This window comes from Butyricicoccus sp. OF27-2pH9A (assembly GCF_027693185.1).
Classification (GTDB): domain Bacteria; phylum Bacillota; class Clostridia; order Oscillospirales; family Butyricicoccaceae; genus Agathobaculum; species Agathobaculum butyriciproducens.
The window spans coordinates 5,139-16,511 of the sequence record NZ_JAQEXK010000025.1 but is presented as its reverse complement, the minus strand read 5'-3'; the positions used below and the strand labels follow the sequence as shown (position 1 = coordinate 16,511).

Sequence of the window (11,373 nt, the reverse complement as noted above, 5' to 3'; positions counted from 1 at the left end):
GGCGTCATCAACCTTCTGGAAGGTTACGGGTCGGACAACCCTGCGGCAAATGCTCATATACGGTAAAGAAGCAACAACACAAATTGAGAACAGCGTACCCTACTATTCTGTATCAAGTGGAGCAGTAACACGAAAATGTTGCTGCTCCATTTTCATGCCCCTTAAATAAATTCCTTGAATCTGCTTGACTTATATTACGGTTAGTGATATATTTATTACAGTAACCGTAATAAGGAGGCTGGACTATGAGAGACAATGCAAAAAGTGGCGCACTTACAGAAGTGACCTTTTATATTTTACTCTCTCTTTATACACCAAAACACGGATACGCCGTTATGCAGTTTGTTGAAGAAAAAACGGGCGGGCGGCTTTCGTTAGGCGCAGGCACTTTATATGGAGCATTAAACTCTTTGCAGGACAAGAAGTGGATTGAACCTTATGGAGATAGTGAGGGAAGAAAAAAAGAATACCATATTACAGCACAGGGAAAAGAAATTGCAGAAAAAGAGCTTGCAAGACTAAATGAACTTGTAAGCATTGCAAGTGAAATTATTGGAGGTGCAGTATGAGTAAAAAATGTTATCGCTTTTTTGGCGGATTGCTAAATACGCAGGAAAAATGGCTAAACAAAATGTCTGAAAAGGGTTATCGACTTGTTCGGACAGGAAAACTGTTATACGAATTTGAAAAATGTAAGCCCGATGAAGTGACCTATTGTGTAGAGTTTATCGGAGAAAAATCAAAAGAGAGTTCAATAGATTATGCTAATTTTTTGGAGGATATGGGATATAAGGTGTTTTTTAAAAATATCAATCTAAACTATTCTGTTGGAAAAGTTCGCTGGCGCCCATGGGCAGAAAGGGGCGGTCGTATTGCGACAAACACAACAACTTTTAATCGAGAAATCTTGATTGTGGAAAAAGCAAATGATGGAAAGCCTTTTGAACTCCATACCTCTTATGACGATAAAGAAAAATATTATCGCAACTTACGCAATCCGTGGCTATTTCTACTGCTCATGTTTGCACTATTCGCAGTTACAAAGCAGTCTATAATCTTTGGTATTTTTGCGTTGGTTTCTGTAATTCCTGGCAGTATATATCAAATACAGATAATGAAAATCCGGAAGGAAGCCAAGACACAGGAATGGTGAGGAAATAAATAGCAAATCCAGCCGAGCCTGTCAACGGTCAAGATGAACGGCGGAAATGTGCCGCCGTTGACAGCCCCGCCCGTCTTTGCTGTTCGGTAATCAAGAGGGCGACAGCACAAGACGCTGCCGCCCTCTGCCATTATTCAGAAAGGGGGATTTTCCATGACCGAACACGAAAAGTATCAAGAACATATCCGGCATACACACGATGCCTTTTGCAAGACTGTTATTCGCCACGCTGCCATAGACGCAGCCCGGAGCATACGGAGCCGCCGCAAGCGGGAAATCTCGCTTGAATATCTGATAGAAGAAAAACACTATCCATTCAGTACCACAGATAAATACTTTGCGGAGCAATCCGGCATGACCAGCTATCCGCTTTTCGTCTGTGGTCAGATGGTGCTTTTGGAAAGTCCAGAGCTTGCCGCAGCCCTGTCCGCACTATCACAGATGGAACAGGAAATCATTTTCTTGTACTACTTCCAACGATTGACGCATAGGGAGATTGGACGGAGATATGGACGGGCTGGCAACACAACCGGGCGGCGTATTCAGATGATTTTACGGCGGCTACGGGCAGAGTTGGAGGGTTTGTCCTATGAGCCAGCTACTTCCCTATGAGACAATCGTTAAGGCAAGCGAGGGCGACCCGGAAGCTGTTGCCGCCGTCCTATCCCATTATGCGGGATATATCCGCTCTTGTGCGAAAATAGACGGACAGATTAACACGGATATGCAGGAGCATATCGTCAGGCAACTGATAGAAAGCCTGTTGAAGTTCCGCTTTGACCGCTAAACAGAAAAGTTGTATAATTAGAGCCTGACAAATTAAACTTCAATGAGGGTAGAGCAAATGGAACAGATTATCAATTATAGAGACATACCCACAGATAAAAGGATTGACATATTAAATGCTCTTGAGCGAATAGGTTTTTTTCCGGCATACGGCGGCGTGAAAACAATGCAGCAAATTATGGAAAAGTCAGTTCCAGGTTCAGGCCCACAATTCTATTTCGTTTTCCGTGAAAATGAGTTGATAGGGTACAATTTTCTCATTGGGGACACTAAGAAATATAAAGCGTTCCCATGGCTTGCTATTAGCAATATGGATGAGCAGAAGTTGACTGTTTGTGAAGAACTGATGAAAATACAAATTGCCTTTTTTGAAGAACTCGGAATGCAAAAGATAGCAGATTATTGCGTTAGGATTATGGAAGATTACAGAAAAGGAATTGGAAAGCGGAAAGAAAGCGATTGCAGATAAATTCCATTTGAAAAACGGCTGACAATTTAATACCACCGCCCATCACAGCGGCAGATAAGCAGTAAATCTTGAAAAGGTTTACTGCTTTTTTGCGCCCATTTTCAAAAATCTTTGGCAAATCACACCGCCGGATTGTTGTAGGGAGCAGACAGGGAAAACAAAAAAATTTCCGCTGCGTTTGCCAAAACGCCCCCTTTTCACCGTTGTAGTGGTGAACAGCGGGCAGAACACGCCGCCGCAATCGCTATATTGGTGGAGCAAGCCAGTATATCCGCAAACCAGAGCCGCCGAGGAAAGCGGTAGTTTTTTAGAGCAAGATTCTACCACGGTGCCAAAATCCGCATATCTGCGGTTTTGCCCCCTTTGGTAAATCTTGTTGGGGAGTGCCTTCCCCAAACCCTGCTCATGCGCCCTGTCGGGCGAGAAAGGAGGTCAACGCTTGAAGAAAAAATACAACACACCCCACCGCTGCCATGTGGTCAAAACCCGCATGACCGAGGAAGAATACGCCGACTTTACCGAGCGGCTGAAACACTATGACATGAGCCAAGCCGAATTTATCCGGCAAGCCATTACACGGGCGACCATTCGCCCCATCATTACCGTTTCCCCGGTCAATGATGAACTGTTGTCCGCCGTTGGCAGGCTGACCGCCGAATACGGAAAAATCGGTGGCAACCTCAATCAGATTGCCCGCGCCCTCAACGAGTACGGCACACCATACAACGCCCTGTCCGTTGAAGTCCGCGCCGCCATTTCTGACCTTGCTGCCTTGAAGTTTGAAGTCCTGCGAAAGGTAGGTGACGCTGTTGGCAACATTCAAACATATCAGCTCTAAAAATGCGGACTATGGCGCAGCCGAGCAGTACCTCACCTTTGAACATGACGAGTTTACCATGAAGCCCACCCTTGGTGAAAACGGGCGGCTCATGCTCAGGGAGGACTATCGAATAGCCACGCTGAACTGCGGCGACGAGGATTTTGCCGTTGCCTGTATGCGCTCCAATCTCCGCTATGGGAAGAACCAGAAGCGGGAAGATGTAAAAAGCCACCACTACATTATCAGCTTTGACCCACGGGACGCGGTGGACAACGGTTTGACCGTAGACCGGGCGCAGGCGTTGGGCGAGGAATTTTGCCGGAAGCAGTTTCCCGGACACCAAGCCATTGTCTGCACCCACCCGGACGGACACAACCACAGCGGCAATATCCATGTGCATATCGTTATCAATTCTCTGCGGATAGAGGAAGTTCCGTTCCTGCCTTACATGGACAGACCGGCAGACACGCGCGCCGGGTGCAAACACCGCTGCACAGACGCGGCGATGGAATACTTCAAAGCCGAAGTCATGGAGCTGTGCCACCGGGAAAATCTCTATCAAATCGACCTTTTGCATGGCAGCAAAAACCGCATTACCGAGCGTGAGTATTGGGCGCAGCGGAAAGGGCAGGCAAAGCTGGACAAGGAAGCTGCCGCCTTGCCAGCCGAGGAGCAGCCAGCCAAGCCCACGAAGTTTGAAACAGACAAGGAAAAATTGCGGCAGGCCATACGCACCGCGCTGTCCTCTGCCGCAAGCTATGGCGAGTTCGCCGCCGTTCTCTTGCAACAGGGCGTGACTGTCAAGGAGAGCCGAGGGCGGCTATCCTACCTCACGCCGGACAGGACAAAGCCCATTACCGCCCGCAAGCTGGGAGATGATTTTGACCGCGCTGCCGTTCTTGCCCTTTTGGAACAGAACGCCCACAGAGCCGCCGAGCAGACCGCAACCGTACCCGAATACCCCCGCAACATAAGGGAGCGTTTGCAGGGCAAAAAAGCTGTCCAAACCACCCCGGAAAAGGACGGTATTCAGCGCATGGTTGACCGGGCAGCGAAGCGAGCGGAGGGAAAGGGCGCGGGCTATGATCGCTGGGCGGCAGTCCACAATCTGAAACAAATGGCGGCTACCGTTGCCGCCTACGGGCAGTACGGCTATTCGCCGGAGGAGCTGGACGCAGCCCTTGTATCCGCCAATGCGGATTTACAGGACAGCACCGCCAAGCTGAAAGCCCTGGACGCTGCTATCCGGGAGAAAAAGGAGCTTCAGACACAGGTGCTTGCCTATGCCAAGACCAAGCCTGCCCGTGACGGTCTGAAAGCGCAGAAAACGGAAAAAGCCCGCAGCGCCTACCGGGAACGGCACGAAAGCGATTTTATCATAGCGGACGCAGCCACCCGTTATTTTCGGGCGCATGGCGTTTCCAAGCTGCTAAGCCATAAAGCCCTGCAAGCGGAAATCGAGCAGCTTACCGCCGAAAAGAACGCCCATTACAACGAATACCGGGAGAAAAAAGCCCGTGTCAAGGAGCTGCATACCGTGAAAAGCAATCTTTCTCAAATCCTGCAAGGCGAGAAAGACAGAGAGAAAAAGCACAAACATGAGCGTTAAAAACCGCCCCGAAACGATACCAAAACGGGGATATGCCCTGCACCCTATCCGCAATACTGCCCACCTTTGAAACGGGGCGCACAGCGCAGGAAATCCCCGAAAATGACACCGAGAAACTACATTTTTACCGACCTATCCGCTTATACCAGCGGAAACGGCAGAAAGGAGCGAGAAATGCCACGCATGAGCAAAAAGCGGTGGTTGGAATGGAGCTTTTTCCTCAACCACCGAAACCGTATTACCTACAATGACCTTTGCCGGGGCTGCACACACGGCTGCAAGCAGAGCTTCCGGGCGATTATCGTCCTCTGTCCCCGGTATTTCTCTAAGAGATGGAAACACAGGGAGGACACCGCTAATGGCAGATAACCGCAAATATTACTACCTCAAACTGAAAGAAAACTTCTTCGACAGCGATTCCATTGTGCTGTTGGAGGACATGAAAGACGGGATTTTGTATTCCAATATCCTCTTGAAGCTGTACTTAAAATCGCTGAAAAATGGCGGCAGATTGCAGCTTGACGAGCATATCCCCTATACCGCCCAGATGATAGCCACGCTGACCCGTCACCAAATCGGGACGGTGGAACGGGCATTAGCCATCTTCCAGCAGTTAGGGCTTGTGGAGCAGCTTGACTGCGGGCTGCTTTATATGACCGACATTGAGCTGATGATCGGTCAATCCTCTACCGAAGCGGAACGGAAACGCGCCGCAAGGCTTGAAAATAAGGCACTTTTGCCGCCGCGGACAAACGGCGGACATTTGTCCGACATTCGTCCACCAGAGATAGAGATAAAGAAAGAGATAGATATAGAGTTAGAAAAAGAGGGAGAGTTAAAGGGACAAGCCCTCGCCCGCAGCTATGGCAGATATGAGAATGTATTTCTGACTGATACGGAGCTTTCCGAACTGCAAGCGGAGCTGCCCGAAAAATGGGCGTACTACATTGAGCGGCTTTCCGGCTATATCGCGTCCACGGGCAAGAAATATAAAAACCACGCCGCCACTATCCGCAGATGGGCGGCAGACGATACCGCAAAGGCTGCCCCGAAAAAGGGCATACCCGAATACACCTGCAAGGAGGGCGAGAGCTTATGAGTAATCTGTTTACAGAACGAGTTTTGAATATGGCGGCTGTTACCCCACAGCCGGAGGACTACACGGGCGAGGACGGACTGCTTTACTGCGGCAAGTGTCACACTCCGAAAGAAGCCTACTTCCCGGAAAAGCAAGCCGCCCTGTTTGGGCGTGACCGCCACCCGGCAGAATGTGACTGCCAGAAAGCCCAGCGTTTGGAGCGTGAAGCCGCCGAACAGCGCAGAAAGCACCTTGACACCGTGGAGGACTTGAAACGCCGGGGATTTACCAATCCTACCATGCAGGAATGGACTTTCGCCAACGACAACGGGAAATGCCCGCAAATGGAGATTGCACACTTCTATGTGGAGCATTGGGAAATCATGCGCGAGGAAAATATCGGCTATCTGCTATGGGGCAAGGTCGGCACAGGAAAAAGCTATTTTGCCGGGTGTATCGCTAATGCCCTCATGGAGCAGGAAGTCGCTGTCCGCATGACGAACTTCTCTGCGATTTTGAATGACCTGACCGCCAGCTTTGAGGGGCGCAACGAGTATATCGAGCGTCTTTGCCGTTTTCCTCTGCTTATCATTGATGATTTTGGAATGGAGCGCGGCACAGAGTACGGTTTAGAACAGGTCTACAATGTGATTGACAGCCGCTACCGCAGCCGCAAGCCCTTAATCGTTACCACCAATCTGACATTGGACAGCCTGCAAAATCCGCTGGACACCGCCCATGCCCGGATTTATGACCGCCTTTTGGAAATGTGCGCCCCTATCCTCTTTACGGGAGAAAACTTCCGCCGTGAAACGGCGCAAGCCAAGCTGAACAGACTAAAAGAATTGATGAAATGAAAGGAGTTGCCTATGGCAGAGAACAAGCAGAATACCACCCCGGAACGCCGCCCGGACTGTGTGACAGAGATCCGCATGGGCAACACCGTCCTTGTCGTTTCCGGCTTTTTCAAAAAAGATACCACCGACACCGCAGCCGATAAGATGATGAAAGTGCTGGAGGCGGAAACAGCCGCAGGACACAAAGCCCAGCTTTCGCCCTAACGCTACAAGCCGCACAGAAAAATCGTCATTTTACCGGGCGGTAAAGAAGCAGAAGCCGCTATACAGACAGCCGCCCCATGTGGTATAATCGAAATACGGAATAGTGGGGCTGGCTGTCGGAAACGGAGGATTTTATGTTAAGACAGACCACCCAGAAAATCACTGCCCTTTATCCAAGACTATCCCATGAGGACGAGCTGCAAGGCGAAAGCAATTCCATTTCCAACCAGAAGCGTATTCTTGAAACCTACGCAAAGCAGAACGGTTTTTCCAATCTGCGCTGGTACACGGACGATGGCTATTCTGGTGCGAACTTCCAAAGACCGGGTTTTCAATCCATGCTTGCGGACATTGAAGCCGGGAAAGTGGCTACCGTTATCGTAAAGGATATGTCACGGTTAGGGCGAAACTACCTGCAGGTGGGAATGTATACCGAGATGATTTTCCCACAAAAAGGCGTCCGTTTTATCGCCATCAACGATGGAGTAGACAGCGCACAGGGCGACAATGATTTTGCCCCTCTGCGGAACATTTTCAACGAATGGCTGGTGAGAGATACGAGTAAGAAAATCAAAGCTGTAAAACGGTCAAAAGGCATGAGCGGCAAGCCTGTTACGAGCAAACCCGTGTACGGCTACCTCATGGACGAGGACGAAAACTTCATCATTGACGAGGAAGCCGCACCCGTGGTCAAGCAGATATACCGTCTGTGCCTTGCCGGGAACGGTCCGACCAAGATAGCCCGTATGCTGACCGAGCAGGAAATCCCAACGCCGGGAACGCTGGAATACCGCAGGACGGGCAGCACACGCCGCTATCACCCCGGCTATGAGTGCAAATGGGCGACAAATACCGTGGTGCATATCCTTGAAAACCGGGAGTACATGGGCTGTTTGGTGAACTTCAAGACGGAGAAACCGTCCTACAAGACCAAGCACAGCATAGAAAATCCCATTGAGAAACAGGCAATTTTCGAGAACCACCATGAGCCTATCATCGACACCCAGACATGGGAGCGTGTGCAGGAATTACGCAAACAGCGCAAGCGTCCGAACCGCTATGATGAAGTGGGCTTGTTCTCTGGTATGCTCTTTTGCGCGGACTGCGGCAGCGTCATGTATCAGCAGCGTTACCAGACCGATAAGCGGAAACAGGACTGCTATATCTGCGGGAACTACAAGAAGCGCACCCATGACTGCACCGCACATTTTATCCGCACCGACCTTTTGACTGCGGGCGTTCTCTCCAATCTACGGAAAGTGACGAGCTATGCGGCAAAGCATGAAGCCCGGTTTATGAAGCTGCTGATCGAGCAGAACGAGGACGGCGGCAAACGCAGGAACGCCGCCAAGAAAAAGGAACTGGAAGCTGCCGAAAAGCGTATCGGTGAACTTTCCGCTATTTTCAAGCGGCTGTATGAGGACAGCGTAAGCGGTCGCATTTCTGACGAGCGTTTCACGGAGCTTTCGGCAGACTATGAAGCCGAACAGCAGGAATTGAAAGAGCGTGTTGCCAGAATACAGGCGGAGCTTTCCAAAGCACAGGAAGCTACCGTAAACGCAGAAAAGTTTATGAACATTGTCCGCAAGCACATGAACTTTGAAGAACTGACCCACACCCTCTTGCGTGAGTTTGTAGAGAAAATCGTTGTGCATGAGTGCAGCTACGATGAAAACGGCACACGCAGACAGGATATTGAGATTTACTATTCTTTCGTCGGCAAAGTGGACTTGCCCGAATGACCGCCCGCCCTATCCGATACCAGAGCTGAGTATCGGATAGGAAAGGCAAAATTTTTTACACTTCTATTACTTCTTTATCACACATAAGCAAAAAGCCAGGGCATTAAGCAGTTCATGGCTAATTAAAGGGAGCAAAAAGAAAGGAAAAGCACAATCCAGACGGTATCAGCGGCAGGTTACAAGAATAAATTGTGATTTCACAAGATTGGTGCTATAATAAGAGAAAAGTTCCTGCCGGGGCAGCCACCCCGGTGGTATGGATAGAAAGGCAGGAAAACAATATGCACATCAGCTATAAACCACTCTGGCACACACTGTTAGAGCGTGATATGAGGAAAGAGGATTTAAGGCTTGCCGCTGGTATGACAACGAATATGATTGCCAACATGAGCAAAGAGGGAAAGCACATCAGCATGGACACATTAGCCCGTATCTGTGAAACGCTGAATTGTGAGATTACCGATGTGATTGAGTTAGTACCAGACGAGCCTGCTTCCACAGGAGGTAAGGAACATGAGCGAATTGAAACCAAGAATAACGGAAAACGGAATTGATTATATCCTTGTCGGAGATTACTACATCCCGGACTTGAAACTGCCGGAGGAACACCGCCCCATCGGAAAGTATGGACGGATGCACCGGGAATATTTAAGAGAAGTCCACCCAGCCCGATTGAACACATTGACACTGACCGGGGAGTTATGGACATATCTTGCAGACCTGAACGAACAGGCACAGGAACGGTTAGACACCATCATGGAGCAAATGAAAGCTGCCGAGGGCGTGACCGAGGAATTGAAGCGTACCCGTCAAATGGAATGGGTGCAGCGTTGCAATAACATTCACAACCGGGCAGAAGAAATTGTTTTGCATGAGATGATTTATTCATAACGGTATGATAGAATGATTATGACAAATTAGAATTTGAGGTGATGAAACTATGGCTGAAATACAAATTGCATGGTTAGAATTGATGACAGTTGGAGGTCTTGGTGTAATATTAGTTCTACTAGGAGTTACTTTCAATATCATTGTAAAAAGACAGAATAAATTGTGTACAAAAAAGACAGACGGTATTGTTAAACAATATGGGTTTCCTGGAAATGGAAGAGTGTACCCAATCGTTGAGTACTTTGTGAATGGAACTTGTTATAAAGCAAAGAAAAAATTTCGAGGGATTATAACAACGCAACTATCAGGAGTACCTGTACCGATGAAATCAGAAGTCTATGAAGATGAAAAAGGATGGCTACATGTAAAAACTGGAGCTATTGCAAATTTGCGTCAATTTGCGGAGCAGTTGTGGCCTATCAACAGTAAGATGACAGTTTATTATAATCCAAACAATCCTAAAAAGTGTTATGTTGATAGACCAATTTCAAAAAGTTTTACTTCCATGATGTTTATCATAATGGGGACAGTAACGATACTCTCGAGTGTACTGGTATTCTTTTTGATGCAGTTATAAATTGCAAAAGATAATTGCTAATCAGACAACTTCAAGTTTGTCGTTCTAAAAATTCAACTGAATAATCCCAGCAAAAACCGCTGCTACATGGAAGCCAACAAACCATGCAACAGCGGTTTTTCTTTACCGTTTTTTCCTCTGGCTAATAGGCGTTCCCATTTTCTTTGATTTTTTGAGAATCCGAATCAGCCAGCGAAATTCTTCATCTGACAGATTTTTATAGTTGATGCCGAGCTGTTTGCAGTAAAGTACAACGAGCTTTTCATCCCGGCTGCCCTTGAAATTTTCGACCGCTTCCAGATTCTCTTTCAGTTCATCGGCAACGGTGGTCTGGGGTGCACTTTCACTGTCCTTTTTGTGAGCTTCCCGAATATCCCGGATAATGAGATTGAGGTCATCCCGTACCATGTGACTGAAATATTCATCATCACTGATATGGGCAGCTTGCAGCACCTTCAAATGCGGGTCATCTTCGCCGGGGCGATACCGTTCAATGATTTCATGCCGGACGGTATCGACAAGTGCATTGAGATTTTGAATCTGCATGGTGGCAATCCCGTCCACATAAATCTCAATGTCTGCAAGAAACTTGATAAAATCTTTATGTGTGGCAAGCTCACAGAGCAGACGGTTGTTAATCCGACCGCTTTTCAGGAGAGCAACCATCTCATCATTCAAATGCAGCTCCGTCAATGACGTGTTGATCTGCTCCCTGTTCTCTGTCCGGCACAGTAGATAATCAACGGAAACCCCATAGAAGTCTGCCAGCGTGATAAGGTTGCCATGATTGATTTCCTTAAAATCCTCTTTTTCATAACTTCCGAGAGCAGATTTGGAAATACCCGTCAGCTTTGATAGTTCTTCCAGATTTAAGCCTTTGTCCTTGCGGAGTTCCCAAAGGCGTTCCTGTATGCTTGTTGCTCCTTTCATGGGCGCACACTCCTTTCCGGCGGTTTCATTGCTGCCGCTTAACTGGATTATATCACACTTTCCGCAATCGTGGAAATTTCTGATTTTTACTCCTAATTCCTACTTTGTGGACATACGGCACAGGGCACAAAAATGTTCTATGATACAGGTAGTTCATCGATGGATTATTCCAATCGAATGACCAGCCTGTGTGGGATATGCTTCCCCGGCGATGTAGTGCCATGACTTTTGGCAGGGATGTGGAGGAA

The 11,373-nt window shown here is 48.2% G+C and carries 18 protein-coding genes; 16 read left to right on the top strand and 2 right to left on the bottom strand.

Annotation, left to right across the window (positions count from 1 at the left end; genetic code table 11):
• The 6 genes from PG722_RS14275 to PG722_RS13050 form a co-directional block, all read left to right on the top strand.
• A partial coding sequence (locus PG722_RS14275) for a Maff2 family mobile element protein (RefSeq protein WP_442867856.1) occupies nt 1–66 on the top strand: 66 nt, incomplete at its 5' end.
• Between the two features lie 179 nt (nt 67–245).
• Complete coding sequence (locus PG722_RS13070; RefSeq protein WP_005927798.1) at nt 246–569, top strand: PadR family transcriptional regulator; 324 nt, start codon at nt 246–248, stop codon at nt 567–569.
• Nucleotides 566–1,153, top strand: a complete 588-nt coding sequence (locus PG722_RS13065) for a DUF2812 domain-containing protein (RefSeq protein WP_005927795.1) — start codon at nt 566–568, stop codon at nt 1,151–1,153. Before PG722_RS13070 ends, PG722_RS13065 begins: the two co-directional genes overlap by 4 nt.
• Nucleotides 1,154–1,315: 162 nt before the next feature.
• The gene (locus tag PG722_RS13060) at nt 1,316–1,774 is read left to right on the top strand and encodes an RNA polymerase sigma factor (protein ID WP_023921375.1); all 459 of its coding nucleotides are present in this window, start codon (nt 1,316–1,318) and stop codon (nt 1,772–1,774) included.
• The gene (locus PG722_RS13055; protein ID WP_015515279.1) at nt 1,752–1,949 is read left to right on the top strand and encodes a helix-turn-helix domain-containing protein; all 198 of its coding nucleotides are present in this window, start codon (nt 1,752–1,754) and stop codon (nt 1,947–1,949) included. The genes PG722_RS13060 and PG722_RS13055 overlap by 23 nt, the downstream gene beginning before the upstream one ends.
• Before the next feature lie 42 nt (nt 1,950–1,991).
• The gene (locus PG722_RS13050) at nt 1,992–2,417 is read left to right on the top strand and encodes a hypothetical protein (protein WP_270580787.1); all 426 of its coding nucleotides are present in this window, start codon (nt 1,992–1,994) and stop codon (nt 2,415–2,417) included.
• A 78-nt stretch (nt 2,418–2,495) separates the two neighbouring features.
• On the opposite strand, the gene PG722_RS13045 is transcribed toward PG722_RS13050, so the two are convergent.
• On the bottom strand, nt 2,496–2,813 hold the full coding sequence (locus PG722_RS13045) for a hypothetical protein (RefSeq protein ID WP_270580786.1): 318 nt from the start codon (nt 2,811–2,813) through the stop codon (nt 2,496–2,498).
• A 43-nt stretch (nt 2,814–2,856) separates the two neighbouring features.
• On the opposite strand from PG722_RS13045, the gene PG722_RS13040 reads away from it, so the two are divergent.
• From PG722_RS13040 to PG722_RS12995, 10 genes are all read left to right on the top strand, one after another.
• On the top strand, nt 2,857–3,255 hold the full coding sequence (locus PG722_RS13040) for a plasmid mobilization protein (protein ID WP_236132134.1): 399 nt from the start codon (nt 2,857–2,859) through the stop codon (nt 3,253–3,255).
• Nucleotides 3,227–4,846: a relaxase/mobilization nuclease domain-containing protein gene (locus PG722_RS13035; protein ID WP_270580784.1), complete on the top strand. Its 1,620-nt coding sequence runs from the start codon at nt 3,227–3,229 to the stop codon at nt 4,844–4,846. Before PG722_RS13040 ends, PG722_RS13035 begins: the two co-directional genes overlap by 29 nt.
• 174 nt (nt 4,847–5,020) lie before the next feature.
• Nucleotides 5,021–5,215, top strand: a complete 195-nt coding sequence (locus tag PG722_RS13030; protein ID WP_270580783.1) for a hypothetical protein — start codon at nt 5,021–5,023, stop codon at nt 5,213–5,215.
• Nucleotides 5,205–5,945, top strand: a complete 741-nt coding sequence (locus PG722_RS13025) for a phage replisome organizer N-terminal domain-containing protein (RefSeq protein WP_117568906.1) — start codon at nt 5,205–5,207, stop codon at nt 5,943–5,945. The genes PG722_RS13030 and PG722_RS13025 overlap by 11 nt, the downstream gene beginning before the upstream one ends.
• The gene (locus PG722_RS13020; RefSeq protein ID WP_008402238.1) at nt 5,942–6,781 is read left to right on the top strand and encodes an ATP-binding protein; all 840 of its coding nucleotides are present in this window, start codon (nt 5,942–5,944) and stop codon (nt 6,779–6,781) included. The genes PG722_RS13025 and PG722_RS13020 overlap by 4 nt, the downstream gene beginning before the upstream one ends.
• A gap of 12 nt (nt 6,782–6,793) precedes the next feature.
• Nucleotides 6,794–6,985 (top strand): transposon-encoded TnpW family protein, encoded by a 192-nt coding sequence (locus PG722_RS13015; RefSeq protein ID WP_118564520.1) that lies wholly within the window; start codon nt 6,794–6,796, stop codon nt 6,983–6,985.
• 134 nt (nt 6,986–7,119) lie between these two features.
• Entirely contained in the window at nt 7,120–8,727 is a 1,608-nt protein-coding gene (locus PG722_RS13010) for a recombinase family protein (RefSeq protein ID WP_005933734.1), read from the top strand.
• A gap of 191 nt (nt 8,728–8,918) precedes the next feature.
• The gene (locus tag PG722_RS13005) at nt 8,919–9,281 is read left to right on the top strand and encodes a helix-turn-helix domain-containing protein (RefSeq protein WP_330674707.1); all 363 of its coding nucleotides are present in this window, start codon (nt 8,919–8,921) and stop codon (nt 9,279–9,281) included.
• Complete coding sequence (locus PG722_RS13000) at nt 9,241–9,618, top strand: TnpV protein (protein WP_009256575.1); 378 nt, start codon at nt 9,241–9,243, stop codon at nt 9,616–9,618. The genes PG722_RS13005 and PG722_RS13000 overlap by 41 nt, the downstream gene beginning before the upstream one ends.
• Nucleotides 9,619–9,667: 49 nt before the next feature.
• Nucleotides 9,668–10,195, top strand: coding sequence for a DUF3592 domain-containing protein (locus tag PG722_RS12995; protein WP_117819228.1), 528 nt, complete (start codon nt 9,668–9,670; stop codon nt 10,193–10,195).
• Nucleotides 10,196–10,318: 123 nt separating this feature from the next.
• On the opposite strand, the gene PG722_RS12990 is transcribed toward PG722_RS12995, so the two are convergent.
• Nucleotides 10,319–11,125 (bottom strand): helix-turn-helix transcriptional regulator, encoded by an 807-nt coding sequence (locus PG722_RS12990; protein ID WP_262527273.1) that lies wholly within the window; start codon nt 11,123–11,125, stop codon nt 10,319–10,321.
• Nucleotides 11,126–11,373 lie beyond the last annotated feature (248 nt).

Excerpts from the sequence above, each read along its gene's own strand:
- PG722_RS13015 (WP_118564520.1), top strand. The coding sequence starts at position 6,794 with ATGGCAGAGAACAAGCAGAATACCACCCCGGAACGCCGCCCGGACTGT.
- PG722_RS13065 (WP_005927795.1), top strand. The coding sequence starts at position 566 with ATGAGTAAAAAATGTTATCGCTTTTTTGGCGGATTGCTAAATACGCAG.
- PG722_RS13070 (WP_005927798.1), top strand. The coding sequence starts at position 246 with ATGAGAGACAATGCAAAAAGTGGCGCACTTACAGAAGTGACCTTTTAT.
- PG722_RS13010 (WP_005933734.1), top strand. The coding sequence starts at position 7,120 with ATGTTAAGACAGACCACCCAGAAAATCACTGCCCTTTATCCAAGACTA.
- PG722_RS13030 (WP_270580783.1), top strand. The coding sequence starts at position 5,021 with ATGCCACGCATGAGCAAAAAGCGGTGGTTGGAATGGAGCTTTTTCCTC.
- PG722_RS12990 (WP_262527273.1), bottom strand. The coding sequence starts at position 11,125 with ATGAAAGGAGCAACAAGCATACAGGAACGCCTTTGGGAACTCCGCAAG.
- PG722_RS12995 (WP_117819228.1), top strand. The coding sequence starts at position 9,668 with ATGGCTGAAATACAAATTGCATGGTTAGAATTGATGACAGTTGGAGGT.
- PG722_RS13000 (WP_009256575.1), top strand. The coding sequence starts at position 9,241 with ATGAGCGAATTGAAACCAAGAATAACGGAAAACGGAATTGATTATATC.
- PG722_RS13025 (WP_117568906.1), top strand. The coding sequence starts at position 5,205 with ATGGCAGATAACCGCAAATATTACTACCTCAAACTGAAAGAAAACTTC.
- PG722_RS13055 (WP_015515279.1), top strand. The coding sequence starts at position 1,752 with ATGAGCCAGCTACTTCCCTATGAGACAATCGTTAAGGCAAGCGAGGGC.
- PG722_RS13050 (WP_270580787.1), top strand. The coding sequence starts at position 1,992 with ATGAGGGTAGAGCAAATGGAACAGATTATCAATTATAGAGACATACCC.
- PG722_RS13020 (WP_008402238.1), top strand. The coding sequence starts at position 5,942 with ATGAGTAATCTGTTTACAGAACGAGTTTTGAATATGGCGGCTGTTACC.
- PG722_RS13060 (WP_023921375.1), top strand. The coding sequence starts at position 1,316 with ATGACCGAACACGAAAAGTATCAAGAACATATCCGGCATACACACGAT.